23 protein-coding genes are annotated in these 24367 nt (G+C 65.3%); 8 read left to right on the top strand and 15 right to left on the bottom strand.

From position 1 onward, the window contains the following. Positions 1–36: 36 nt before the first annotated feature. Positions 37–1293, top strand: a complete 1257-nt coding sequence (locus C491_RS09795) for an ABC transporter substrate-binding protein (RefSeq protein WP_005555721.1) — start codon at positions 37–39, stop codon at positions 1291–1293. A 74-nt stretch (positions 1294–1367) separates the two neighbouring features. Here C491_RS09795 and C491_RS09790 read toward each other — a convergent pair whose 3' ends face one another. From C491_RS09790 to C491_RS09765, 6 genes are all read right to left on the bottom strand, one after another. Then, complete coding sequence (locus C491_RS09790) at positions 1368–2072, bottom strand: ABC transporter ATP-binding protein (RefSeq protein WP_005555719.1); 705 nt, start codon at positions 2070–2072, stop codon at positions 1368–1370. After that, on the bottom strand, positions 2072–2923 hold the full coding sequence (locus C491_RS09785; RefSeq protein ID WP_049891691.1) for an ABC transporter ATP-binding protein: 852 nt from the start codon (positions 2921–2923) through the stop codon (positions 2072–2074). The genes C491_RS09790 and C491_RS09785 overlap by 1 nt, the downstream gene beginning before the upstream one ends. After that, positions 2916–4349 (bottom strand): branched-chain amino acid ABC transporter permease, encoded by a 1434-nt coding sequence (locus tag C491_RS09780; protein WP_005555714.1) that lies wholly within the window; start codon positions 4347–4349, stop codon positions 2916–2918. Before C491_RS09780 ends, C491_RS09785 begins: the two co-directional genes overlap by 8 nt. Then, entirely contained in the window at positions 4346–5491 is a 1146-nt protein-coding gene (locus C491_RS09775; RefSeq protein WP_005555713.1) for a branched-chain amino acid ABC transporter permease, read from the bottom strand. Before C491_RS09775 ends, C491_RS09780 begins: the two co-directional genes overlap by 4 nt. Before the next feature lie 109 nt (positions 5492–5600). Further along, positions 5601–6323: an SDR family oxidoreductase gene (locus tag C491_RS09770; protein WP_005555712.1), complete on the bottom strand. Its 723-nt coding sequence runs from the start codon at positions 6321–6323 to the stop codon at positions 5601–5603. Positions 6324–6394: 71 nt separating this feature from the next. Beyond that, positions 6395–6895 (bottom strand): response regulator, encoded by a 501-nt coding sequence (locus tag C491_RS09765; RefSeq protein ID WP_005555711.1) that lies wholly within the window; start codon positions 6893–6895, stop codon positions 6395–6397. 215 nt (positions 6896–7110) lie between these two features. On the opposite strand from C491_RS09765, the gene C491_RS09760 reads away from it, so the two are divergent. Continuing rightward, the gene (locus tag C491_RS09760) at positions 7111–7779 is read left to right on the top strand and encodes a glycerophosphodiester phosphodiesterase (protein ID WP_005555710.1); all 669 of its coding nucleotides are present in this window, start codon (positions 7111–7113) and stop codon (positions 7777–7779) included. On the opposite strand, the gene C491_RS09755 is transcribed toward C491_RS09760, so the two are convergent. The 5 genes from C491_RS09755 to C491_RS09735 all read right to left on the bottom strand — a co-directional run bounded on the left by C491_RS09755 (position 7776) and on the right by C491_RS09735 (position 16550). Further along, positions 7776–8789 (bottom strand): HEAT repeat domain-containing protein, encoded by a 1014-nt coding sequence (locus C491_RS09755; RefSeq protein WP_005555709.1) that lies wholly within the window; start codon positions 8787–8789, stop codon positions 7776–7778. The genes C491_RS09760 and C491_RS09755 overlap by 4 nt on opposite strands. A gap of 65 nt (positions 8790–8854) precedes the next feature. Further along, positions 8855–10882, bottom strand: coding sequence for a SpoVR family protein (locus C491_RS09750; RefSeq protein ID WP_005555708.1), 2028 nt, complete (start codon positions 10880–10882; stop codon positions 8855–8857). Then, positions 10869–12200 (bottom strand): YeaH/YhbH family protein, encoded by a 1332-nt coding sequence (locus tag C491_RS09745; protein WP_005555707.1) that lies wholly within the window; start codon positions 12198–12200, stop codon positions 10869–10871. The genes C491_RS09750 and C491_RS09745 overlap by 14 nt, the downstream gene beginning before the upstream one ends. Continuing rightward, on the bottom strand, positions 12191–14476 hold the full coding sequence (locus C491_RS09740; RefSeq protein WP_005555706.1) for a PrkA family serine protein kinase: 2286 nt from the start codon (positions 14474–14476) through the stop codon (positions 12191–12193). Before C491_RS09740 ends, C491_RS09745 begins: the two co-directional genes overlap by 10 nt. A 1-nt stretch (position 14477) precedes the next feature. Next, entirely contained in the window at positions 14478–16550 is a 2073-nt protein-coding gene (locus tag C491_RS09735; RefSeq protein ID WP_005555705.1) for a PrkA family serine protein kinase, read from the bottom strand. Positions 16551–17105: 555 nt separating this feature from the next. On the opposite strand from C491_RS09735, the gene C491_RS09730 reads away from it, so the two are divergent. After that, on the top strand, positions 17106–17516 hold the full coding sequence (locus C491_RS09730) for a DUF5820 family protein (protein ID WP_005555704.1): 411 nt from the start codon (positions 17106–17108) through the stop codon (positions 17514–17516). Between the two features lie 318 nt (positions 17517–17834). Here C491_RS09730 and C491_RS09725 read toward each other — a convergent pair whose 3' ends face one another. Next, positions 17835–18158, bottom strand: a complete 324-nt coding sequence (locus C491_RS09725) for a hypothetical protein (RefSeq protein ID WP_005555703.1) — start codon at positions 18156–18158, stop codon at positions 17835–17837. A gap of 108 nt (positions 18159–18266) precedes the next feature. Between C491_RS09725 and C491_RS09720 the strand changes: the two genes are divergently transcribed. Continuing rightward, positions 18267–18584, top strand: coding sequence for a DUF5783 family protein (locus C491_RS09720; protein ID WP_005555702.1), 318 nt, complete (start codon positions 18267–18269; stop codon positions 18582–18584). A 77-nt stretch (positions 18585–18661) separates the two neighbouring features. Next, a complete protein-coding gene (locus tag C491_RS09715; RefSeq protein WP_005555700.1) occupies positions 18662–19513 on the top strand; it encodes a translation initiation factor eIF-2B in 852 nt (283 codons plus the stop codon). 36 nt (positions 19514–19549) lie between these two features. On the opposite strand, the gene C491_RS09710 is transcribed toward C491_RS09715, so the two are convergent. Beyond that, positions 19550–20245, bottom strand: a complete 696-nt coding sequence (locus C491_RS09710; protein WP_005555699.1) for a ThuA domain-containing protein — start codon at positions 20243–20245, stop codon at positions 19550–19552. Positions 20246–20575: 330 nt separating this feature from the next. Here C491_RS09710 and C491_RS09705 point away from each other — a divergent pair, with 330 nt between their 5' ends. Further along, entirely contained in the window at positions 20576–21709 is a 1134-nt protein-coding gene (locus C491_RS09705; RefSeq protein WP_005555697.1) for a Gfo/Idh/MocA family protein, read from the top strand. A 353-nt stretch (positions 21710–22062) separates the two neighbouring features. Here C491_RS09705 and psmB read toward each other — a convergent pair whose 3' ends face one another. Next, positions 22063–22794: an archaeal proteasome endopeptidase complex subunit beta gene (psmB, locus tag C491_RS09700; protein ID WP_049891690.1), complete on the bottom strand. Its 732-nt coding sequence runs from the start codon at positions 22792–22794 to the stop codon at positions 22063–22065. A 171-nt stretch (positions 22795–22965) separates the two neighbouring features. Further along, positions 22966–23139 (bottom strand): hypothetical protein, encoded by a 174-nt coding sequence (locus C491_RS23225; protein WP_005555693.1) that lies wholly within the window; start codon positions 23137–23139, stop codon positions 22966–22968. A 272-nt stretch (positions 23140–23411) separates the two neighbouring features. Here C491_RS23225 and C491_RS09695 point away from each other — a divergent pair, with 272 nt between their 5' ends. Then, complete coding sequence (locus C491_RS09695; RefSeq protein ID WP_005555691.1) at positions 23412–23765, top strand: DUF555 domain-containing protein; 354 nt, start codon at positions 23412–23414, stop codon at positions 23763–23765. 50 nt (positions 23766–23815) lie between these two features. Next, entirely contained in the window at positions 23816–24355 is a 540-nt protein-coding gene (locus C491_RS09690; protein WP_005555689.1) for a CBS domain-containing protein, read from the top strand. Positions 24356–24367: the final 12 nt, after the last annotated feature.

The following is a 24367-nucleotide window of genomic DNA, read 5'->3' as shown; positions in this document are numbered from 1 at the left end:
AGAAACTCTTTATATCGGAACGTGGCAACGTACCACATGGTTGGGGAGCTCAACCGGCGGCAAGTACTGGGGGGAATCGGTGTAACGGGAACGTTCTCGCTCGCGGGCTGTCTGGACGCGCTCGGCGCGGGCAACGGCGAGGCCGACGCGGACGACAACGGTGACGCCGACGCGATGGTCGGCGTCCTGCAGCCCGAGTCCGGAGACCTCGGCGATCTAGGAACGCCGATCGCCGACGCGGCCGAGCTGCCGGCGATCCAGCTCGCGGACGAGGGCGTCGACTTCGAGATCGACATCCGGCGTGAGGACACCGAGACGACGCCCGACGTCGGGGTCAGCCGCGCCGAGGCGCTGCTCGACGCGGGGTATCCGGCGGTGACGGGCGCGGCCGCATCGGACGTGACGATCACCTGCGCGGAGGACGTCTGGTACGACAACGAGGTCGTCGCAATTTCGCCGGCGAGCACCTCGCCCGACATCACGGAGATGCCCGGCGATTACCTGCTCCGAACCGCGCCGAGCGACGAGTGGCAGGGCGACGCGATGGCCGAGATCGCCGTCGAGCAGGAGGGCGCCGAGTCGGTCGCCACGATGTACCTGAACAACGACTACGGCCAGGGGCTCAACGACGTGTTCGTCGCGGGCTGTGAGGATCGCGGCGCAGAGGTCCTCGAGGAGGTGCCGTTCGAGCCCGAGCAGGCCTCCTACGACTCCGAGCTCGAGAGCACGGTCGGCGAGGAGCCGGACCTGCTGATGGTCGTCGGCTACCCGGAGAGCGGTCAGGTCATCTTCCGGGACTTCTACAGTGACTTCGACGACGGGACGACGATCCTCGTCCCGGACGGCCTCATCGATCCGGACCTGCCCGGCCAGGTCGACAACCCGATGGAGAACGTGATGGGGACCGCACCCGGCGCCGGCGGCGACGGCGCGGACCACTTCAACGAACTGTACGAAAACGAGTACGACAGCTCGCCGGGCGTGTTCAACGCCCAGGCCTACGACGCGACGGCGGTGCTCATCCTCGCCACCCTCGCAGCGGGCGAACTCGACGGCGCGGCTATCGCCGAACAGGTCCGGGAGGTCGCCAACCCCGACGGCGAGGAGGTCACGCCCGAGAACCTGGCCGACGGTCTCGAGATGGCGGCCAACGGCGACGAGATCCAGTACCGCGGCGCGTCCGGCCCCGTCGAGTTCGACGACAACGGCGACCAGGAGGCGGTCACCTACGACATCGGTCGCTACCACGAGGACGGCTACGACGTCGAGGACACCGTCGAGTACGAGGCCTAGTCGGGACGGCGATCTCTTTTCGGTGCCGCGAGTACGACTCGAGCGCACTAGCCGTCGCTCGAGCCGATCCACGGCTAGCCGCCCAGGAAGTCCTGGCGAACCTGTTCGTTCGCGAGCAGCGCCTCGCCGCTGGCGACGTACCGGTTCTGTCCCTGGACCAGGACGTAGCCTCGATCGCACCGTCTGAGCGCCTCCTTGGCGTTCTGCTCGACCAGCAGGACGCCGGTACCGTCTGCGTTGATCTGATCGATCCGGTCGAACATCTCCCCGACGAGGTCGGGTGCGAGCCCGGCGCTCGGCTCGTCGAGCAGGAGGAGGTCGGGATCGAGCATCAGCGCCCGGCCCATCGCCAGCATCTGGCGCTGGCCCCCGCTCAGGTCGCCGGCCGCCTGCGAGCGGCGCTCCTCGAGGATCGGGAACCGATCGAAGATCCGCTCGAGTCGGTCCTGTGGAACGTCGTCTAAGATGTACGCGCCCATTTCGAGATTCTCGAGCACCGACAGCGACGGAAAGACGTTGTCGTTCTGGGGGACGTAGCCGATTCCGGTCGTGATGATCTGCTCGGGCCGGTAGCCGCTGATCTCCTCGCCGGCGAACTCGATCGAGCCCCCCATGTGAACGGTCAGCCCGAAGACGGACTTCATCACCGTCGACTTGCCGGCGCCGTTGGGACCGACGATGGTGACGTACTCGCCGTCGTCGACGGTGAGGTCGACGTCGTCGATGATCTGGAGGTCGCCGTAGCCGGCGTCCAGCCCGGCGACCTCGAGTACGGCCATCAGACCTCACCCCCGAGGTACGCCTCGATCACCTGCTCGTTCGCCTTGATCTCCGCCGGCGATCCCCTGTCGAGAACGGCCCCCTGGTGCATGACGATCACCCGTTCGCAGTTGTTCATGATGACGTCCATGTCGTGTTCGACGATGAGAAAGCTGTACCCCTGTTCGCGGAGCTGGTGGATGTGTTCGAGCAGCTTCTTCTCGAGGGTCGGGTTGACCCCGGCCATCGGTTCGTCGAGCATGAGCATCTCCGGATCCGTCTGCAGGGCCCGTGCGAGCTCGAGTAGCTTCCGCTGGCCCCCCGAGAGGTTCTTCGCGTACTCCTCGGCCAGGTGGTCGATCTCGAAGAACTCGAGGGTCTCCCAGGCCCGCTCGCGAAGCTCGCGCTCCTGGTCGAGCACTTCGTCGCGGAAGTACGGCAACACGGACCGCCACAGCGACTCGCCGCGCTGGCCCTTCGGCGCGAGCATCATGTTCTCGAGGACGGTCATCTCCGGCAGTTCGCGGGCGATCTGGAACGTCCGCACCAGCCCGCGGTTCGCGACCTGGTGAGGCTCGTCGCCGGTGATCTCCTCGCCGTCGAACGCGACTCGCCCGCTATCGGGCCGGTGGACGCCGGCGATGCAGTTGAACGTCGTCGACTTGCCGGCCCCGTTCGGACCGATCAGTCCCGTGATCGATCCCCGCTCGACCGCGAAGCTCGCGCCGTCGACCGCGACGATGCCGCCGAAGCGCTTCTCCAAGTCCTCGACTTCCAGCACCGCATCCTCGACGGCGCGATCCGTTCGGTCGTCCGCGTCGCCCTCGCTGCGGGCGGCTCCCGTATCGGGGTCTCGCTCGAGATCACTCATCGTGGTCACCCCCGTTCGTCGCGGCTGGATCGTCCGTCTCGCCCGCCGCATCCGAACGGTCGTCGCTTCCGAGGGCAGGTCGTCCGCCGTCTGCGACCGCACCGCGCCGGCTCAGATCGACGCCGGCCGAAATCTCCTTGCGGTGGCCCAGCAGTCCGTCGGGGCGCTTGATCATCACGACGATGAGCACGACGCCGAGGACGATGTATCGGACCTCGTCGGCCTGCTGGTAGAACACGTAGCCGATCAGGGCCGACGGATCGCCGGCGCCCAGTTCGGCGAACGCGCCGTGGGCAGTCCGTGGGAAGTCAGTCCCGAGGTTCGCCCGGACCATCGTCCGGACGAACCGCGGTCCCTCGAAGATGAACGCGGCAAAGACAAACCCGCCGATGACGCTGCCGGTGTTCGACCCCGCGCCGCCGACGATCAGCGCGACGAAGACGTAGAACGTGATCAGCGGCATGAAGTTGTCCGGGCTGATGTGGGTTCGACTCCCCATCCACAGCGTCCCGACGAGGCCCATCAGCGCACAGCCGAGTGCGAACGCCGCGATCTTGGCGCGGTCGGTGCGCTTACCCAGCGACTTCGCCGCGAGTTCGTCCTCGCGGATGGCCTTCAGCACTCGGCCGAACGGAGAGTGGGCGATCCGTGTCAGCAGGACGTAGAAGGCGACCACGAACAGGATCAGGACGAGCGTGTAGATCCCTCGCTCCAGAACCGACGACGCGATGCCGACGGTCTCGCCGAGCACGATGAGAACGCCGCCGACGTCGCCAACGATCGGCTGGTCGAACAGCCAGCCGACGACGCTGTCGACCGGCGTCGCCCGGATCCCCTGTCCGCCGCCGGTGCCGTAGGCCGTATCGCCGATCTCCCGGAGGCTCCGGGACTGGACAGAGAGTCGGACGATCTCCGAGAAGCCGAGCGTGACGATCGCGAAGTAGTCCGCCCGAACCCGAAGCGTCGGGATCACCAGCACGAGTCCGGCGAGGCCGGCGGCGATCGTTCCCAGCACGATGCCGACCGGGATCGGGAGCCCGAAGCCGGCCGGAGAGCCGTCCGGTGAGGCCACGGCGATCGACAGCGTGTAGGCGCCGATGGCCATGAAGCCGGCGATACCGATGTTGAACATCCCGGTGTACCCCCAGTGGAGGTTCAGCGCCAGCGCGCCCAGCGCAAAGATCGCCCCGAAGAAGGTGATCGACTGAATTGTGCCGATCGTCGCGTTGACGCCCGCGCCGGAGAGCACGCCGACGACGAAGAAGCCGACGTACGTCGCGAGCACGACCTTCGCGACCAACAGGAGATCGGAACGCCACTCCGGGCGGATCACGGCGGACGACTCTTCCGGCTCGTCCGGCTCCTCGTCTCCGGGCACCCCCGCGGTATCGGTTTCGGGGTCACCGTTGGGATCGGCGCCGCTCATGCCGTCTCGACACCTCCGAGCAGCCCGTCGGGTTTGACAATCAGTATCAGGATCATCAGCGTAAACGCCGCGATCTCGTTCAGGTCGGCCGGGATCCAGACCAGCGAGACGTTGATCGTGAGTCCGATCACGAGCGAACCGACCAGCGCGCCGTAGATCGAGCCGATCCCGCCCAGGATCACCGCCGCGAAGATCAACAGTAACAGGAACCAGCCGATGTTGATCGAGAACTGGCCCCGATCGAGGACGATGAGATAGCCCGCGACACCGGCCAACCCGGCGCCGATCGACCAGGTTGCGAAGATCACCCGTTCGGTCGGGATGCCGGTGATCAGCGCGAGATCCTTGTTGTCGGCCATCGCTCGCATCGCCTTCCCCAGCTTCGTGTACTGGAGCAGGAGGTGGAGCCCGACGATCAGCCCGACCGCCGTCACGACGAGGGTCAGTTCGTGGAGGTTGAGTCGCTCGAAGGGCAACCACGCCGGGATCTCCTCGAGGATCGGCGCGCTCGCCGTAGCCGAGTGGGACTCGACGGTCCAGAACACCCCGATGATGTACCGGAGCGCGAGCGCGACGCCGACGCTCGCGATGAGCAACGAGATGCCGCTCGCGTTCCGCATCCGCCTGTAGACGAGACGGTCGATGGCGAGGGCGATAGCGACGGTCAACAGCGCGGCCGCCACGAGTCCGACCAGGATCGCGACGGGCGAGGCCAGCACGTTCATTCCCAGTTCGCCGCCCGTCGGTCCCGCTGCGGTCGGACTGAACAGGACGAGTTCGCCGATGCCGTAGACCCCCCAGCCGCCGATCAGCCACGCGACTGCCCACCCCGAGAACGCGCCCGTCGTGACCAGGTCGCCGTGCGAGAAGTTGGCGAATCGGAGGATGCTGTAGGTCATCGAGAGGCCGATCGCCGCCAGCGCGATGTACAGCGAGTCGACCAGTCCGTTCCAGGTGTACCGCCACAGCCGGCCGAACGCCATCTCGCCGGTGGCGAGCCGCCGAACCAGGTCGAGCGCGAGGACGACGATACCGAGAACGATCAGTAGCGCGAACAGTTCCTGGCCGGACGGCGACGAGAGCCGATCCCTTACCTCGTCGACGAACTCCGAAACCCCCTTGCCTGTGTTACCAACACCCATATCACGTTGAGTGATTACGTCCCGGAGTATATAGTTCACGCCACTCGTCACCAAGGAACATGAACTCCGAAGCGAAGCGGCTCCGCAGACTCTCGTCGACCGTCGTCGCTTACGCCTCGCCGTACACCGGGACGGCCGCCCCGCTGGTCACCGTCGCCCCGTCGCTACAGAGAAACGCCATCACGTTCGCGATATCGGCGGGATCGACCCACTTCTCGTGGTCGGCGTCTGACATCATCTCGCGGTTCATCGGCGTGTCGATCACGCTCGGCATCACGCAGTTCGCCCGGACGACCCCTTCGTTCTCCTCGGCCAGCGTCTCGGTCAACAGTCGGATCCCGGCCTTCGTGATCCGGTAGGGGCCGTCGCCCTCGCCGCCCTCGAGCGACGAGCGGGCGCTGATGCTGACGATCGCCCCTTCCGACTCCTGGAGGTGGGGTAAGGCGTGTTTCGAGGCCAGGAAGGACGTCTTCAGATTGACGTCGACGAGCATGTCGAACTCCTCGAGGTCGGTCTCCTCGATGGGCTGGCCGCCGCGCCAGGTGCCGGCGACGTTACAGAGGTGGTCGATCCGGCCGTGATCGTCGACGACGTCCTCGATGAAAGCCGAGACCTCGCTCTCGTCGGTGAGATCTGCCTCGTAGAAGTCGGTTCGATCGTCGACCTCGAGCAGGCCGTCCTCGTCGTCGGGTCCGACGACGTCGACGGCACAGACGGTCGCGCCGGCGGCTCGGAAACGGTCGGCGACCGCGCTGCCGAGCGCGCCGCTTGCACCTGTGACGACCGCGACGGTATCCGTAAAGTCCACGTCGAACGTTGTCTGTGGGCTCATACCAGTCCCCTCGAGGGCCACGTAGATCAATCTCGGGGCGGAGCGCCCGTCGCAGAACGGCAACTCGGCAGTTAGAATCCGTGTGGCGGAAGCGAAACCCGCTGAAACCAGAAGCGCTCGATGGCGCCCGCGACCGTCTCGAACTCCTCGGGATCGGACGGCTTCGCGAGGTAGGCGTTCGCGGCCCGCTCGTAGCTGTCGTTGACGTCGCTGGAGGCGCTCGAATCCGCCAGGACGAGCACCGGCAACTGAACGAGGTCCTCGTCATCTCGAACGGTCTCGAGGAACTCGAACCCGTCGACTTCCGGCAGATCGAGCGCCAGTAGAACGAGATCGGGAATCGGCTCCGACTCCTCGACCCGTTCGCGCAGGAACTCGAGGGCCTCTGTGCCGTCGGTCGCCGCCTCGATTTCGGTTTCCGTCGTGACCGTCTCGAACGCCTCTCGGGCCCGTCGCGCGTCGTCCGGGTCGTTCTCGATCAGCAACAGCCGGACGCGGTCTTCGGACCCGGTCTCGTGCTGCGACCGCCCCAGCGCCGAGACGTCCGGAGTCGAGAACTGCTTACTTTCCATAGTTTTATCTCTGATAATTATATGTACATCGATCCTATATAAGCTTGTTTGCCGACGTGAAATCATGAATTTAATAAAGTCTTCTTTTTGGATATTATCGCGTGAGCCCCGGTTCGGATCTGCGGGCAGCTTTCGGTGCCCGATCGGTTCACACCGAGTCCGAAGACCCGACTATCCGCGGTCTATTTATTACCCGCGACCTAGCCGTCACTCGAATGCGCCTGATCGCCCACCGGGGTTTCGCCGCGACGGCACCGGAGAACACGATCGCCGCTGTCCAGTCCGCCGCAATACACGCCGACGCGGTCGAGTTCGACGTCCGGCGCTGCGGGTCGGGCGAACTCGTCGTCTTTCACGACGAGACGACCGATCGCGTCACGGGCGTCGAGGGGTCGGTCGCCGACACCCCGCTCGAGGACCTCCGCTCGTTGTCGGTGCTCGACTCCGGGGAACGGATCCCGACCCTCGAGGAGATGCTCGCGGCCGTTCCCGACCACCTCGAGATCAACCTCGAGATGAAAGCCGAGGGGATCGCCGCGGACGTCCTCGAGGGCCTCGAGGGGGTCGAGAACCGGGTCGTCGTCACCTCCTTCCTGCTGCCCGAGCTACGCGCGATACGGGAACTCGACCGGGAACAGCCCACCGGACTGCTCGTCAGTCGCCGGCTCGAGACGCCGGTGACGACGGCGATCGAACTCGACTGCGACGTCATCGGTGCGAACTACTGGCGGTGTCTGACGACGCGACTCGTCGAGCGGGCGAAGCGGGTCGACCTCGAGATTCACGCCTGGGCGATCGAGCGGTGGACGACGGCGCGGCTGCTCGGCCTGTGCGGGGTCGACTGTATCTCGGCGGACCGACCGATTCAACTCGAGGGGTACTAGGAGAGTTCGCCACAGGCCCACGCCGCTCGGTCGCGGACCGACGGTTCCGGGTCTCCGGCTGCGAGCGTCGAGAGTCGGCCGCGCGCTTCGGCGACGTCTCCGCGACCGAGCGCGATGCAGGCGTTCGCCCGAACGTACTGGTGGTCGTCCTCCAGTAACTCCAGTAGCCGCGCTCGCACCGGCTCGACGACGGACGGGTCGGCGGCGGCGACGCGGCCGATCGTCACCGCGGCGTTGGCTCGTGTTTTGGGATCGTCGCTCTCGAGGGCCGCCCCGACCTGCGAACAGGCCGGCTCGACGGCCTCGGGTCGGCGGTGGGCGACGTCGGCCAGACAGCCGATCGCGTTGCGCCGGAGCTCCCCGTCGTCACAGTCGAGGAGAGCGATAACGTGTTCGACGAACGCGAGCGAGGAGAGCTCCGCCTCCGAGCGGGCGAGCCGACCGAGCACGGACAGCGCCGGAACAGCGCCATCGTCCGGTGCCGACGCCAGCGTCTCGGTCAGCAACCCGAGGGCGGGCTCGAGGGCTTCCGGACGTGACTGGGAAACGTGTGCCAGCGTCCGGATCCCCCACTCGTCGCCGTCCCGAGCCTCGGTGACGTCGACCAGTTCGGGAACGTGATCCGCGAGCGCGGTCGGTCGTTCGGCGGCCACGGCGGCGAGACACCGGAGGAGCTCTCCCGTCGCCGCCGTGTCCGGGTTCTCGGCTGCGACCGCGACGAGCGCGTCGGCCGAGGGGGCGACGTCGGAGGGGGCTTCGACCGCCAGCTCCGCCAGGGAGAAGGCGACCGCCCCCCGGAGTTCGAACGCCGGTTCCCGGAGGAGTTCGCGGAGTTTCGGAACGGTCGGCACGTACGTTCCGGGCTTGCTCTCGACCCCGTCTCGGACCGTCCGGACGGCCTCCTGCCTGGTCGTCGAATCAGTCGCGTCGAGTCCGGCGAGTACTAACGGTAGATCTACCGACTCGGATCGCTGTTGCTGCTCGACCGTTTGGCCCCCATCCCAGTCCATCTCGTCTACCCTATGTTTGAAAATCAATAAAAGCGTTACGACTGTCCGCCACTCGAGAGTACCAGTTAGGCGAGCCAGTCCTCCGGCTTGGTGTCGTAGTCGACGTCGTCGGCCGCGAGGTGGTCGACCTCCTCCCAGGAAACGCTCTCGGTCGTCACCTCGGTGCCGTCGTAGCGGATGAGCTTGCCCCGCTCCTCGGGCTCGGGCTCGCGGTTGCGCCGTTTTGCGACCTCGATGTCGTGTTCGTCGACCTCCTTGACGATCGTCAGCAGGTTCACGGGTCGTCCCCAGAGCTCGAAGATCCGCTTTAACGTCTCGCGGGCCTGTCCCAGATCGAGCATGACGCCGTTGTACTGGTGGCCCAACAGGAGCTCGTTGGCGTTGTTGTAGTTGCCGTCGTAGACCGCGATCGTCGGCTTCCCGAAGTTGGTGAACTGCAACAGGAGCTTCTTCTTGACGTCCTCGGCGGCGTCGCTGGCGACGTGGAACTGCCCCGTCGCCTGGGAGTGTTCGTAGGTGAAGTAGTTGTTCTCCGTGATGAACTCTTGGGTGAGGAACTCGTCGAGGAAGGTAACGTCGTTGTGGCTCTCCCGGACGTCGTACATCCGATCCCAGCCCGCGGCGAAGTCGACATCTTCGAGGGCCTCCTCGACCGAGGCGTAGCGCTCGTCGTCGAAGAGGTACCGGCCGATCCGCTCGAGTTCGTTCTGGTTCACGCGGGAGAGGAAGCCCCGGTGCTGGCGTTTGACCAGCGAGTAGTGTCGGCGAGCCAGCCCCTCGTAGGTGAGGGCCTTCCAGGGGTAGCGCTCGAGGTCGATCTCGCCGTCGCGAGCGCGCTCGAGCGCCTCGCGGTCGACCCACTCGTCGGGCAGCCCGGTGAGATCCTCGAGTTCAGCGGCATCGACGCTCGCGAGCGCCGTCGGCGGCTCGAGGGTTTCGAGCACCGCGTCGAAGTCGACGACGTCGGCCAGGTTGCGCCAGGAGATCCCCTCGACGCGCAACAACCGTTCTAAGACCTCGCGGCGATTGGTGGTGTTCTCGACGTACTCCCATAGCTCCATGCCGAGACTGTATGGGTTGAGACCGCCCGATGCCAGGACCTTCGCCATGTGGTCGGCGTAGTTCATGAACTCGTCGTCGCCGGCGAAGCGCTCGTCGGTCATCATCGTCGACTCCCAGTAGGCGGCCCACCCCTCGTTCATCACCTTCGTCATCTTCTGGGCGGCGAAGTAGTACGCCTCCGCGCGCATCATATCGAGGACGTCGCGCTGCCAGGGCTCCATCTCGACGGCCCGGCCCGCCTCCTCGTCGTACCGTTTGCCGTGTTCGCGGACGAACGACAGCACGTCCTTCTCGGGCTTTTCGGGGAAGTTGACGGGACCGTCCTCACCTTCGAGCTTCTCGAGCCACTCGTCGTCGAACACCTCGCCCTTGATCTCCTCGGAGAGGCCGAGTTCGTCGAGTTTCGCCGCCAGGTCCTCGTCGATCTCCTCGGCGGGGCCGTCGGTCTCGAGGCGGCGACTGAACACCTGATGCTGGTCGATGTTGTCCTCGAGGCTCAGACAGTGGTCGATCCACTTCTCGACCTCGGCACGGTCGATCTCGGGGTCGGACATGTACTCGTCGATCGCCCGAGCGTGGCGCTCGAGCATCGCGGCGGCGTTGACCTGCCCCTCGTCGGACTGACCGCTCGTGAACAGGCCGAACCACTCGTTTTTCGCGAAGAAGTCGGAGTGGGCCTCGACGTGGGTAATGACGGCCTTCTGGTCGGCCAATGTGTTCGACTCCTGGAGGAAGGCGTGGGCCGGGTTGTCGTTGTTGACGATCTCGAAGGCCTTCCCGCCGCCGTACTGGCCCTGTTTCTGCTGGCGGTCGTACTGCATCCCCCACCGCCAGTGGGGGTACCGCGACTGGAACCCGCCGTAGGCGATGAGTTCGTTCATCTCGTCGTAGTCGACGATCCAGTACTTGACCGGGTACGGATCGAGGCCCAGTTTCTCGGCGAGGTTGCGCGCCTCTCGTACCGGCTCCTCGAGGTCGCTCGCGATCGCCTGTTTGCGGAACCTGTCGGCGTTGGAGTTAGTCATCTGCATCACCTTCCGTGCTGAGGATGTCGTAGATCGCGTCGGTCACGTCGTCGGCGCCGTTGACGTACGCCACCGCGACGTCCTCGGCGTCGCGGCCGAAGTGGCGCTCGAGTTCCTCTGCGTGGGTGGCGTTGATCGCGTTGCCGCTGGGCTGGGTCTCGACGTAGGCGTGGAGGTTCGCCGGGATCGCCTCCATCAGCGGGATCACCCGCTCCTCGGTGTCGTTCGAGGAGTTCTCCGAGTCGCCCGCGGCGAACACGTAGCGGTTCCAGTCGCTCCAGGGGTACTCCTCTAACAGCTCCTGGGCCAGCTCGTACGCGCTCGAGATCTTCGTTCCGCCGCCGCTACGAATGCCGAAGAACTCCTCGCGTTCGACCGCCCAGGCCTCGGCGTCGTGGGCGATGTAGACGAACTCGGCGTTGTCGTACTTCCCCGTGAGATACCAGTCCAGCGGGGTAAAGGTGCGCTCGACGAGCTCGCGTTTCTTCTCGCGCATCGAGCCCGAAACGTCGCGGATGTTGACCACGACGACGTTCTTCTCCTTCTCCTCGATGATCTCGGGGTGGCGATACCGCTCGTCCTCGCGGCGGAACGGGACGTGTTTGATCCCCTCGCGGCGGATCTTCTGCTGGACGCTCTGGCGTTCGACGTTCGCCTCGAGCTCCTCGATGGAGGCCCACGCGCCGCGTTCCTCGGACGGAACGTCGTCGTAGGCGTCCTCGATCCAGGCCATCGACACGGGGATGCTCTCGCCGCGGGCCCACTCGAAGACGTCGCGCGGGCCGAAGCCCTCGACCTTGCAGACCTCCCGCAGGAACTCCTCGTCGAAGTCCATCGCGAGCTTGCGCTTGAGCCCCTCCTTGAACATCCGTTCGAAGTCGAGCGTGCTGTCGGGACCCGTGCGAGTGAGGTCGGTGAAGGGGCCCTCCTTCTCCTCGACGACCTTCTTGCCCTTCGGCTCGAGGTCGAGTCCGAGCTCCTCGTCGAGCTCCTGGGCGAACTCCTCGGGATCCATCTCGTAGTACTCGTGGTCGCCGCCCTCCTCGCCGGGCTCGTCGCCGTCGCCGTCGTCGCCGTCGCCCGGCTGGGGCTGTGGCTGGCCGACCGGCTGGCCGACGTCGGGGGTGCCGCCGTCGCCCTGTCCGACGCCGCCCTGGTCCCGACGGTCGTACTCGAACTCCGGCAGCGAAACGATCTTGACCGGGATCTGGATCTGATCGGGCCGGCCGCCGCCGAGGTCGCCGTACTTGATGAAGTCGGCCAGATCCTCGCGACGCTGTTCGCCCACTTCGCGGAATCGCTCGAGGTCGTCTCTCAGTCCCATCTGTAACACACCTGTCCCATGACGTGTCTGCTGGTCAGTTCGGCCGACGCGGGCGAGTAGTCGAACTGCTCGACCATCGTCTCGACCGTTCGTTGCTTGACGGTCTCCGTCTCGGTCCCGCTCGGGGGATCGTCCCACTGGCGCGGATCGAAGTCCTCGAACGTTCGCTCGACGTCGTCCCAGTCGTGGCTCTCGAGAACGGACTTGATCACCGGGATCGCGGTGAGATCGACGTCCTGTACCGAGAAGTCCGCGTCACGGTGTTCCCACGCGTGGCGGTTCAGCGACGTGATCACCTTCTCCCGGCGGAAGTTCCGCACGCTCTCTCTGGGGAGGTTGCCCTCGTACTCGGCCTCCGAGAAGCGTCCGAGATGTTCGACCTCGAACAGCTTCATCTTGAGCGGGTCGGGCTCGACGCGCTCGCCGCGGTCGTTGTGAAGCGGCTCGTCGGTCTCCCAGGCGTAGACGTGTTCGACGTACTCGGCGACGGTCTCCTCGTCGACGCGCTTCTCGTGCATGATCGCCTCGATGACGTCGCTCTCCTGCTGGTCGAAGACGTAGTTCTTCACGGGAACGACCCGGTTCTCGAACTCCGAGCGTTCGCCCGTCGAGAACACGGGCGCCTCCGAGAGCCCCTCGGCCATCGCGTTCAGCACGTCGCGTGGCATGACGACGTTCTCGACCGCCAGCTCCGAGTGGTGGCGGTCTCGGTCGGTCTGGAGCAACTCGGCGAGGGTATCCCTGGTGTACGTCACGGGGATCCCGCCGTCGCCGTCGCGGCCGTCGCCGTCGAAGTCGAACTCGTCCTTTTCGCGGCGGCTGTCGCCTTCCTGGAGGTAGCCCTGATCGTAGATCATCGCCTTGTCGACGAGATCCAGTCCGTTGGGCAGGTCCTCCTGATCGAGGCGGGTGACGACGGCGTACAGCGCCGCAGCCTCGAGCGCGTGGGGGGCGAACTCCTGGCGGCTCGGCTCGCCGTCCCGATCCTTGACCGTCACCGTCACCGGCTCGCGGATCCGGTCGGCCAGATCGAGGTAGTGGTCGGCCTCCCAGACCGACGTCTCGTTCGTCAGCTCCCGGCGGATGAGTTCGGTCTCGAGGCTCAGGTTCGTCAGGTAGCCGAACTGGTGGCGGTCGAGCCGCCGTTTCAGCGCTTTCAGCGGGTCCATCCCGTTGCGGTCGGCGTGCTGGTTGAGCTGCGCCTCGAGGTCGGGGTTCGAGATGATCAGCATCTGCGTGTCGATATCCATCCCGATCCCCTGGTCGAGTTTCACCGACTGCTCGTCGGGGACGTTCAACAGCTTCTGGAGCAGGTCGGCGTGTTGGGCCGCGTCCTCGACGATCGAGAGCACGCCGTTGCCCTGCGAGAGGACGCCGTCGTAGCTAAAGGCCTGCGGGTTCTTCCGGCCCCGCGAGTCCAGTTCCTGGAGCATCCCGTGCATCCACGAGCCGACGAGGCGCTCCTTGGGCCGGCCGTCGTCCTCGCTGTGGAGGACGCCGACGCCCTGACCGATGTCGACGACGTAGTTCTTCACGCGGAGGTGCTGATCGTCGGCGATCGCCGAGAACAGCGCCTCCTTCCCCTCGCGGCGGTAGTGTTCCTCGAGGTAGCCGTACGCCTCCCGGGAGAAGGGGTCCAGCGCGGCGTCGACCCGAACCGGGACGTGGTCCTCGAGGTCGTCGTTCAGCTCCTCGAGCAGCTCCGCCCGGACGTCCTCGGGGAACACGGATAGCGGGTGGGCCTGGACTGGGCTCTCGTACCAGTGGGTGTCGTCGGTCGTCGTCGAGTCGGTGCCGTAGCTCAGCCCGCGCTCCTCGACGTCGGCGGTGGTGACGTTCCACTCGACGGTGTACCGGCGTCCCTCGGGCGTTTTCGAGTACTCGCGAAGGCCGTTGACCAGACAGCGCTTGAGTTCGGACTTGCCCGTCGCCGTGGGTCCTTCGAACCAGATGATCTTCTCGTCTTTCGCCCGCCCCGCGGCGATCGATCTGAGGTCGTCGACGAACCGGTTGAGCACCTCGGTGTTGCCCAGAATCGCGTGCTCGCCGTCGTTGTGCGGGTCGTCGAAGAAGCGGTAGCGCTCCTTCTCGTCGCCCTCCTCGACGACGGTTCGCGTGCCGGCGGCCTCGATCGCCTCGAGCAGGTACTTCGAGGCGTGGGAGGCGATCGTGGGGTTCTCGAACACCCGCTCGACGTAGCTCGCGAGGCTCATCGGCTCCTCGTACGTCTCTTCGAGCGTGCGGTCGGCCTCGCCGACGTAGTCGCGTTCGGTCATGTTAGTCTTCCATCTCGGCTTTGGCGACCTCCGCGCCGGCGAACTCGAGTACTTCCTTGGCCCCCTCCTCGGAGTAGCCCTGTTCGATCAGCGCGTCGATCCACGACGAGCGCTCGTCGTCGTCGAACTCGTTGGCGCTCACCAGCGCCGAGAAGTTGATGTTGTGCTTCTTGTCCTCCCAGAGCTTGCGCTCGAGCGCGCGGCGCAGCCGTTCGTTGTCCTGGGGGTTGAACGCCTCGCCCTCGCGGGCCCGGCGGGAGACCCAGTTCGAGACCTCCTGGCGGAACGACTCCTTGCGGTCCTCCGGGATGTCGAGTTTCTCCTCGACGCTGCGGAGGAACGTCTCGTCGGGCTCCTGCTCGCGGCCCGTGAGTTCGTCCTCGATCGTATCGTCGTCGATGTAGGCCATCACGTGGTCCATGTACTTTTCGCCCTGGCGCTGGATCTCGTCGAGGTCGTAGGCTAAGGCGTGGCGGACGTCCTCGATGGCCCGCTCGCGGTACTCCTCGCGGACGGTCTCGAGGTAGCGGTAGTACTTCTCGAAGTTGTCCTCCGGAATGGAGCCGTGGTGTTCGAGGTTCTCCTCGAAGAAGTTGAACACCGTCAGCGGCGAGAGGAAGCCCCGGGAGCGGTGTTTCGAGTCCATGATCGCCTCTGCGATCTCGTCGCCGATGAACCGCGGCGAGACGCCGACCATCCCCTCGCCGATCTCGGCCTTCTCGGCGGCCTCTTCACGAAGCTTCTTCGTGTCGATATCGTCGCCCTCGTCGATCTCGCCGTTGTACGCCTTCGCCTTCGAGAGCAGGTCGACGGTCTCGGTGTCGGGCTCCTCGATGCGAGTCAACACGCCAAAGAGCCCTGCCATCTCCAGGGTGTGGGGCTCGACGTTGATGTCGGGAACGTCGGCGTTGTTCAGCATCTTGTCGTAGATGAGCGCCTCGTCCTCGTAGCTGAGAACGTACGGGAAGTCGATCCGCTTGGTACGGTCGTTAAAGGCCTCCATCTTCTCGTCGCCCTTCTTGTCCTTGTACTCGGGCATGTTCGTCCGCCCGACGATCACCTGGTCGATGTCGATCCGCGGGTTGCTCTTGGGTTTGATCGTCTGTTCCTGGGTGGCGTGCAGGAAGTCGTAGAGGAACTCCCGCTGGAGCTTGAGCAGCTCCTCGCCGGAGAACACGCCCCGATTTGCGTTACAGAACGCCCCCGAGTAGTCGAACGCGCGCGGATCGCTCTCGCCGTAGATGGCGATCTTCGAGTAGTTGACGTCGCCGGTCAGTTCGGTCTCGTCCTGGTTCTTCTTGTCCTTGGGTTCGAACGTCTCGAGGGCCTGGCGCTTGTTCTCGTCGGCGACCAGCCGGATGATCTCGACGTGGTTCTCCAGGACCTGCTGGAGGTCGTCCTCGTAGTAGGCGAGCAGCTTGTCCATGTAGAACTCGCTCTCGGGGTCCAGCGCCTGCTCGTTCTGGATCGTGTAGGGCGCATCGAGGACCTCGTTCAGGTCGTCGATCACCCGCTGGCGCTGCTCCAGTGGCAGGAGGACGAGCGGATCCTGGTTCATCGGCGAGCGGACGACATCGTCGGCCGGATCCTGGTCCTGGATGACGTCACAGAGGTTGGTCCACCGGAAGGTGTACATCCGCCCCTCCTCGCGGAGGGTGTAGTCCTCGAAGTACTTCCGGACCTGCTTGTCGAAGTGGGACTTCCCCGACCCCACCGGACCGAGGAGGAGCTTGATCCGCCGTTCGGGGCCGAGCCTGCGAGCGCCCGATTTCACCTTGTTGACGAACTCGTGGATCGACTGGTGGATCACCCTCCCGTAGAAGGTGTTCTCGCCGTCGCCCAGCGGGTCCTCGGAGGCGAGTTCGTACTCCACGACCCCTTCGGTCTCGTCGTAGCTGGTGCCGTAGTAGTCGAACATGTCCGCCACCCGCTGGTGGGCGTTGCGGGTGATCTTGGGGTCCTCGTAACACTCCTCTAAGTACCAGTCGAAGGACTTGGTCTCCCGCAGGTCTGCGGGCATCGATTCCTTGTAATCCGTACTGAGTTTCTCGAGCGTCTCGATGTCACCGTTCATGGTATCATTGCCAGTTTCGGTCTCCCCCGTCGTATCGGAACGTCGCTCGACCGGCCTGACCCGTCGCGCGGCCGGACCGTCAGCGATCCGTCGTTTCGGACAACTCGACACGGACGCCACGTTCGACGTGCGCCGCAAACCGCTTGCGGCGCGCGCGAACCGGCGCGGGCGGCAACGTGTCGTGTCATATGTGATCGAGTACCACTACCGTCGCCGAGAGCCGGGGTGTTGGGTTCGGTCGACGGCTGCGCCGGGGACGGGCGCGAAGTGGATCGGTCCGGCGAACGGATACCGATAGTATTTAATGAGTGAGTAATCCATCTACTTAAAGTTAGCCCCAAAAGGTATTTACCAGTACATGTTTTCATACTACTTTCGGAGAAATATAGTTGGTTGGGTGGAGTTCACATACCATGGCTTCCGTCCAGTTATATAATTGGCCTGCTTGCAGCACACGGGATGGCCGGTGCGCGGCGGACGAGCGCTTAAATACGTCGCCGAAACGGACGGTCGGCGGGCGACGCCCATTTAGGACGGTCGCGCCTACGACCGACCATGAGCGACCTCGAGTCCCTTCCCGAAGCCTGGTCGGTCTGGTCGGTCGAGGACGACGGGCGAGTCGTGCTCGCGTACCGCCCGGACGTCTTCGACGGCGAGGAGTTCCCGGCGGCCTGTCTGCCGACGCTGTATCTGACTCACGGGAAGCGAACGCGCAGACCCGGAACCAACCCCACCGACCGCACGCTCGAGCAGGACTGGTTCGTCACCTTCTACCTCGAGCCGGACGTCTCGCTGAACGAGACGAACCGGTTCGAGACGCGCGCCGAGGGACTCGAGCGGACCATGGAGCTCGCCCGCCAGTTCGACGACGGCGAGATCGACTACCGAGCGCTGTACCAGGTCCCTCGAGAGGCGTACTTCGATCGACTCGACGACCTCACCGGATCGAACGCGACGGAGTCGTAACGCAGAGTCCGTCGCGATCGTTACGTAGCGAGTGCGAATGAAACACTGCGAGAAGTGCCGAGCATCCGTGAGCGAAGCGAACGGTTCACCGCCGGAGCGGGGTGAAACCCCGCGACGGCGGCCTTTTTTCATCGAAGTTTTTTGCNGCCGAGCATCCGTGAGCGAAGCGAACGGTTCACCGCCGGAGCGGGGTGAAACCCCGCGACGGCGGCCTTTTTTCATCGAAGTTTTTTGCCGGGGGTTGAGGCTGACGCCAAAGGCGTCAGCCGATGCTCCCGGTAAAAAAGTTCGATGTGCGTAACGGTTCGGCCGGGGAGTTTACGCATTAAAATCGAACCGTGGACCGCCGTACGTCGGCGGATCGGGCTCGAGCTCGACTCCGTGTTCGTACCGAACGAAGTTGAGGTAGAACGGGCGGCCACAGCCCTCGACCGGGTCGCCCTCGAGATCGGTCGTCGGGCCGTCCTCGCCGCAGACGAAGGCGATCCCGTCGGCGGCCTCTCGGTCGGGGTCGTCGGGGTCGGCGTACTCCCAGCCCGGCTGTGCGAGTTTCGTGACCGAGCGGTCGGCGAGATCCGGCGGGCGCTCGAGGCTGTGGACCGCGTCGCAGTGGGGACAGGTGTAGCGGACGGTGACGCTCATCGACGGCTCTAGGGAGTTCGAAGACGTAAGCCTACGGGACGCGCTCACGGGATCGACGTCGAAGCGGTCTTCCGAACCGTTTACCGACTCGCTGCCCGACGAGGGGATATGACCGAGTTCGACCCCGAGAAGTTCGACGAGAAGTACGTCCACTACTTCGAGGAGCTCGAGACGGCGTACTCGAACGCGTACAACCAGCTCCACGGCCGATACGACTCCGAGATCCTCCGCGCGATCGATCGAAAGGTCTTGAGCGAGAGCGAGCCCGTCTACCTCGGCGAGGAGGAGTTCCGGATCGACCTCCCCGAGGAGCGCGTCGAGACGGTTCGGGCCGCGGTCGGCGACCCCGAGCAGTTCGATACCGTCCTCGAGGAGTTCCGCGAGCGCATCGCGAACGAACTGGTTCGGATCTTCGAGTTCGACTGACGAGCGCCCACTCCGTCCCGCCGTCGGCCCGCGAGACACCCGGAACACCTTTTGCGGTTACGGGAATCCGTAGAGGTATGATCGACGAGACGGTCGAGGAGATCAAGGACCTGCAGACGCACAGCTCCTCGGTGGTTGCCGTAAACGCGACGCGAGCGCTCGAGGAGCTGCTCGAGCGGGAGTTCGCCACGCTCGAGGAGTACGAGCGCGCCCTCGAGCAGAACGGCTCGGTGCTTCGTCGGGCGAACCCCTCTCACGCCTCGCTACAGAACGCCGTCCGCGAGGTCGTCGGCGACGTCACCGAAGCGGATGTCGACACCGTCGACGAAGCGAAGCAGCTGACTCAGGAACGGATCGACGCCGTCGTCTCCAGGGTCGAAGCCGGCAAGGATCTGGCCGCCGAGAACGCCGTTTCCTACCTTACTGACGGCGCCACACTGCTGACCCACGACTACTCCTCGACGGTACTCGAGGCCCTAGAGCGGGCCGTCGACGCCGGCAAGGAGTTCGACGTCTACATCACCGAGGCCCGCCCGCGCTACATCGGCCGGAAGACCGCCCGGACGCTCGCCGATCTCGAGGGCGTCGACGCGACGCTGATCACCGACAGCGCCCACGGGCTCTACCTCGAGGACTGCGACCGGGTGCTCGTCGGGATGGACTGTATCGTCGACGAGACGCTGTACAACCGGGTCGGAACCTTCCCCATCGCCGCGACGGCGGCCCAGCTCGATGTTCCGGTCACCGTCGTCGGCTCGGCCTCGAAGATCGTCGAAGAGGGGTTCGTCTTCGAGAACGAGTACCGACCGGGAAGCGAAGTCATGTCCGAGCCGGCCGAGGGGTTCGCGATCGAGAATCCCTCCTACGACGCGACGCCGATCGGGTTGCTCGAGAGCGTAATCACTGACGAGGGCCGCCAGGAGCTGTAGCGGGGCTCGAGCCGATTCGATCCAGCATCGGCACCCTCACTCGCGCTCGCCGAACGTCCGCGGCGAGCCCGCCGTCGGGCTCGCCCAGTCGACCGCGTTCCGGAGGACCCGCTGGATCTCCTCGTCTTCGTAGATCGGGTAGGTCTCGTGGCCCGGTCGGAAGTAGAAGATCCGGCCGTTCCCGCGCCGGTAGCAGCAGCCGCTGCGGAACACCTCGCCGCCCTCGAACCAGCTCGTGAAGACGAGGCGGTCGGGTTCGGGGACGTCGAAGGGTTCGCCGTACATCTCCGTCGTCGGGAGCTCGATCGACTCCTCGAGCCCGTCGGCGATCGGGTGGCCGGGATCAACGACCCACAGCCGCTCCTGACCGCCGTCCTCGCGCCACTGGAGGTTACAGGTCGTCCCCATGAGTCGTTTGAAGACCTTCGAGAAGTGGCCGGAGTGGAGGACGATCAGCCCCATCCCCTCGAGGACGCGCTCCTGGACGCGGTCGACGATCTCGTCGTCGACCTCGTCGTGGGCGATGTGGCCCCACCAGAACAGGACGTCGGTCGACTCGAGGACGTCCTCGGTGAGCCCGTGTTCGGGCTCGTCGAGGGTGGCCGTCCGCACCTCGTGGTCGTCCTCGAGGACGCCCGCGAGGGCCTCGTGGATCCCGTCGGGGTAGACTGCGGCGGCGTCCTCGTCCTCCTGCTCGTGTCGGAACTCGTTCCAGATCGTGACTGCGACCATCGGCGGAAGCTCCAGTCTCGACGTCCTTAGCTGGACCGATCGTCCCGGTTCGCGTCCGCGACAGCGGGTGACAACAGACGGTTTCTTCGCGCAATCGCGACGTCGACGGCGGTAATATCGGTGTTCTTTCCGTATTCGTCGGTGGTCACACGCCCGAATACTGTAGTGAAACGTATATGACTCCGTGTTGTACACATTTTCGGGACACAATACTTATCTCGATCGCTGCCCGCGTTGCGATATGAACCGGGATCGCACGCAAACGACAGCGAAATTCGGGGTTTTCGAGGAAGAAACGGAATCGACGGGTGAGAAACGGGGGGTTTCCCGGTGATCGACGTCGAGATCGGCGTCGGTATCGTCGGCCTCGGCGGGATGGGCCAGCTCCACGCTCGCAACGTCGAGGAGTTCGGCGCCGACGTCGTCGCCGGTGCCGACCTCGTCGAGAACCAGCGCGAGGCGTTCGCCGCCGAGTTCGGGGCGACGACGTACGAAACCCACGAGGGGTTGGTCGTCGACGAGGACGTCGACGCGGTTATCGTGACGACCCCCAATCGATTTCACGAGCCGATCACGGTCGACGCGCTCGAGGCCGACAACCACGTTCTCGTCGAGAAACCCCTCGCTCACACCCTCGAGAGCGCCGAGCGAATCGCCGACGTCGCGCTCGAGGCGGACGGGATCTGCATGGTCGGCTTCCACAACCGCCACGCCGCCTCGATGGCGATGTTCGACGAGCAACGTGACCGCTTCGGCGAGCTCACCCACATCGAGGCGAACTACGTTCGACGGCGCGGCGTTCCGGGCCCCGGCTCGTGGTTCACCGATCCCGACCTGGCCGGCGGCGGCTCCCTGCTCGACATCGGCGTTCACGCGATCGACCTCGCGCTGTACGCGATGGAGTTCCCCGAGGTCGTCGAGGTCAGCGGGGTCGCCCGCTCGACGTTCGGCATGGACGACGACTACGCCGACCCCGACGGGTTCGGCGACGCCTGGGACGGAACCGCCGAGACCTACGAGGTCGACGACTCCGTCAGCGCCTTCATCCGCTGTGAGAACGGGCGAACGATCTCGCTCGAGGCTGCCTGGGCGACGAACCGCGAGCCGAGCATGGACTTCCGGGTTCGGGGCACCGACGCGGGCGCCCAGTTCGATATCGGTTCGACCGACATGGAGATCCTCGAGGCCGGTACGGCCGGTTGCGACCACTACGCCGACGTCGATCTCACCGGCGACGCCTCGCTGACGGGCCACCAGGAACAGGACGCCCGGTTCCTCGAGACGATCGCCGCGGGCGTCGAACCCGAGACGAACACGGTCGAGGAGGCGCTGACCGTCCAGCGCGTGATCGACGCGATCTACCGCTCGAGCGAGACCGGTCGGGCACAGCGCATCGAAACCGTCGACCTCGCGGAACGCGAGGCGGCCGGCGCCGAGGTCGAGGCGCCTCAACAGACGGATTGAACCGGTAGACCGCACGACGTCGTTTTCGCCCGATCGGTAGCGTCCTGAGGGTCGGTACGTCGATTGTTCCGGCCGTCGTTTTCGGCAGTTCCCCGCGGAGCACTGTCTCCCACAGAGACGCGTCCACGGACAGTACCTCGCCAACGCGGGTCCCGGCACGTCTTCCACCCTTCGAGGAGTCGGTCGTCTCGCCGGGAACGACGTCAGCCTGGCGACCACCCATACTGACGGTCGGTTCGAGGACGGTCGCAGCCTCCGGAACTGCATCGGCCGTCCCGACCGAGGGTTCGACGGGCGAGATAGACGCGACGCTTGCGGGTCGAAAAGAACGAAAGAACGGAGCGGCGGTCGCGTTATATGACTTCGTCGAAGTCGTGGTGGCCCTCGATCTCGACGCCCTCGTCGGTGATCTCACAGAGGAAGACGCCGTTGCCGGAGCCGGTGTCGCGCTCTGCAGCGGACTTGATGCCGCGGGCGGCGACCGTCTTGGCCTCGTCGTTGGACATGTCGTCGTCGTAGGCCTGCTCTAGGTGACCGTAGGCCAGCTGCATCCCGGAGCCGGTGACCGTGTAGTCGTCCTCCATGACGCCGCCTGCGGGGTCGATGCTGTAGACGTGGCTGCCCTCCTCGTCGACGCCGCCCAGGATCGGGTGGATGGCGAAGAACGGACCGCCGCGGGCGAAGTTCCCCGCGAGCGTCGCGAGCGCGTCGATGCTCATGACCTCGCCGCGACGGGCCTCGTTGAGGTTGACCTCGGCGCGGAGGCTCTTGATGAACGACTGAGCGCCCCCGACGCTGCCGACCATCGTTAGTGCGGCGGTCGGATGGATCTGCTCGACCTTCTGGACGTTCTTGTTCGAGACGAACCGGCCGCCGAGGCTGGCGCGCATGTCCGTCGCGATGACGACGCCGTCGGCGGTCGTGATGCCGATCGTCGTCGTTCCGGTCTTGTTGACGTTGTCGAGATCGGACGCCGAGATGTCGTTCTGTGGCAGCGAGCCGAGTTCGGGCTCGTAGGGGTTCATCTCGGCCGACAGCTGACTGCTCGTTCGGGAAAAGTCCGAGTCGTGAGTAGGCGTACGCATTGACCGAAGGTTACGGCCGGGACCATATAAAACATCGGCGGTAACAACCCTCGTTTCCGCTACCGACGGTCCGTACGGCATCGTGGCTCGAGGACGGGTTGTAGCCATCGGGAACCGTGGCTCGAGAGCGAGGTATGGCCGTCGCGGGCGGGCTGAAAAGGATCGCTCAGTTCACTCCTGGCGGACGTCGTCGTACGCCTCGCCGACGTTCTCGATCAGCCGGTGCAGCGGGAGGGTGTAGCCGACCTGTCGGGTCGCCATTGCGAGCGGCATCGCGAGGATGCCGACGACAATGCAGAGCTGGTACAGTGCGAACAGCGTCGCGTGGTACACGCGGGATTTCATCGACGTTCACGCGTTGGGAGATCGAGGGAGTATATAAGTGTTCTTGCTCGGAAGAGAGTGTAACGATCGGTAGTGTAGAACGAGGTCGACGCTGTCTTGCGATTAAAGCTGGCTTGTACATGGAGCAACTTCGCCTGTCTCCCGACCGAGATTCGGCTATCCAGGTTCGAATCGACGCGGTCAATTCTCGTAACTTATGTGCATTATCGGCTTCGCGTGCGCGCCGCGGTCGGAATCGCAAAGCAGGAAACCCCCCGGGCCGACCATCCGGTATGGGAAACTACCTCGTCGGGATGGAAGCAGCGTGGTTGGTTCGTGACGTCGACGAGATCGACGACGCGATCGGCGTCGCGGTCAGCGAAGCCGGGAAGCGGCTCAACAGCGAGGGCCTCGAGTACGTCGAGGTCGAGGTCGGCGCGACGGGCTGTCCGGCCTGTGGCGAACCGTTCGACTCGGCGTTCGTCGCGGCCGACACCGCGCTCGTCGGCCTGGCCCTCGAGATGGAAGTGTACAACGCCGATAGCGAGGAACACGCCTCCCGGATCGCAAAGAGCGAGGTCGGCGGCGCCCTGCGTGACGTTCCGCTGTCGGTCGTCGAGATCGTCGAGACGGCCGAGGACGAGTAGCGAGCCGGACCACCCAAACACCTTTCTATAACCCGTAGTTATTGGGTCGTATGGAGCTGCCGACGCCAGCGGACCTGCGCCAGCGCCGCACCGAACTCGGGTTGACCCAGAGCGAACTCGCCGAGACCGCCGAGGTCTCCCAGCCGCTGATCGCTCGGATCGAGGGCGGCGACGTCGATCCCCGCCTCTCGACGCTTCGGCGAATCGTCAACGCCCTCGAGACGGCCGAGAGCGACGTCGTCCGCGCCGAGGACCTGATGAACGAGGCGGTCGTCAGCGTCGCCCCCGACGAGGCGGTCGCCGAAGCCGCCCGCAAGATGGAGGAGGAGGCCTACTCCCAGCTCGCGGTGATCCAGGACGGTATTCCGGTCGGCTCGATCAGCCAGAGCGACCTCGTCCACCTCGATTCGGAAGCGCGGGACGAGCCGATCGAACAGCATATGAGTGAGAGCTTCCCGACCGTCTCGAAGGACGCGACGTTGGACGAGATCAGCAACCTGCTCGAGCACTACAAGGCGGTGATGATCACCGAGGCCGGTGAGACGGTCGGGATCATCACTGAGGCCGACGTCGCCGCGCGCTTTTCGTAGCCGAGGGTGAGC

It is taken from the genome of Natronococcus amylolyticus DSM 10524 (genome assembly GCF_000337675.1).
GTDB lineage: Archaea > Halobacteriota > Halobacteria > Halobacteriales > Natrialbaceae > Natronococcus > Natronococcus amylolyticus.
The sequence above is the reverse complement of the archived record's forward strand: the minus strand, read 5'-3'. Positions and strand labels throughout refer to the sequence as shown.

Excerpts from the sequence above, each read along its gene's own strand:
- C491_RS09795 (WP_005555721.1), top strand. The coding sequence starts at position 37 with ATGGTTGGGGAGCTCAACCGGCGGCAAGTACTGGGGGGAATCGGTGTA.
- C491_RS09790 (WP_005555719.1), bottom strand. The coding sequence starts at position 2,072 with ATGGCCGTACTCGAGGTCGCCGGGCTGGACGCCGGCTACGGCGACCTC.
- C491_RS09785 (WP_049891691.1), bottom strand. The coding sequence starts at position 2,923 with ATGAGTGATCTCGAGCGAGACCCCGATACGGGAGCCGCCCGCAGCGAG.
- C491_RS09780 (WP_005555714.1), bottom strand. The coding sequence starts at position 4,349 with ATGAGCGGCGCCGATCCCAACGGTGACCCCGAAACCGATACCGCGGGG.
- C491_RS09775 (WP_005555713.1), bottom strand. The coding sequence starts at position 5,491 with ATGGGTGTTGGTAACACAGGCAAGGGGGTTTCGGAGTTCGTCGACGAG.
- C491_RS09770 (WP_005555712.1), bottom strand. The coding sequence starts at position 6,323 with ATGAGCCCACAGACAACGTTCGACGTGGACTTTACGGATACCGTCGCG.
- C491_RS09765 (WP_005555711.1), bottom strand. The coding sequence starts at position 6,895 with ATGGAAAGTAAGCAGTTCTCGACTCCGGACGTCTCGGCGCTGGGGCGG.
- C491_RS09760 (WP_005555710.1), top strand. The coding sequence starts at position 7,111 with ATGCGCCTGATCGCCCACCGGGGTTTCGCCGCGACGGCACCGGAGAAC.
- C491_RS09755 (WP_005555709.1), bottom strand. The coding sequence starts at position 8,789 with ATGGACTGGGATGGGGGCCAAACGGTCGAGCAGCAACAGCGATCCGAG.
- C491_RS09750 (WP_005555708.1), bottom strand. The coding sequence starts at position 10,882 with ATGCAGATGACTAACTCCAACGCCGACAGGTTCCGCAAACAGGCGATC.
- C491_RS09745 (WP_005555707.1), bottom strand. The coding sequence starts at position 12,200 with ATGGGACTGAGAGACGACCTCGAGCGATTCCGCGAAGTGGGCGAACAG.
- C491_RS09740 (WP_005555706.1), bottom strand. The coding sequence starts at position 14,476 with ATGACCGAACGCGACTACGTCGGCGAGGCCGACCGCACGCTCGAAGAG.
- C491_RS09735 (WP_005555705.1), bottom strand. The coding sequence starts at position 16,550 with ATGAACGGTGACATCGAGACGCTCGAGAAACTCAGTACGGATTACAAG.
- C491_RS09730 (WP_005555704.1), top strand. The coding sequence starts at position 17,106 with ATGAGCGACCTCGAGTCCCTTCCCGAAGCCTGGTCGGTCTGGTCGGTC.
- C491_RS09725 (WP_005555703.1), bottom strand. The coding sequence starts at position 18,158 with ATGAGCGTCACCGTCCGCTACACCTGTCCCCACTGCGACGCGGTCCAC.
- C491_RS09720 (WP_005555702.1), top strand. The coding sequence starts at position 18,267 with ATGACCGAGTTCGACCCCGAGAAGTTCGACGAGAAGTACGTCCACTAC.
- C491_RS09715 (WP_005555700.1), top strand. The coding sequence starts at position 18,662 with ATGATCGACGAGACGGTCGAGGAGATCAAGGACCTGCAGACGCACAGC.
- C491_RS09710 (WP_005555699.1), bottom strand. The coding sequence starts at position 20,245 with ATGGTCGCAGTCACGATCTGGAACGAGTTCCGACACGAGCAGGAGGAC.
- psmB (WP_049891690.1), bottom strand. The coding sequence starts at position 22,794 with ATGCGTACGCCTACTCACGACTCGGACTTTTCCCGAACGAGCAGTCAG.
- C491_RS23225 (WP_005555693.1), bottom strand. The coding sequence starts at position 23,139 with ATGAAATCCCGCGTGTACCACGCGACGCTGTTCGCACTGTACCAGCTC.
- C491_RS09695 (WP_005555691.1), top strand. The coding sequence starts at position 23,412 with ATGGGAAACTACCTCGTCGGGATGGAAGCAGCGTGGTTGGTTCGTGAC.
- C491_RS09690 (WP_005555689.1), top strand. The coding sequence starts at position 23,816 with ATGGAGCTGCCGACGCCAGCGGACCTGCGCCAGCGCCGCACCGAACTC.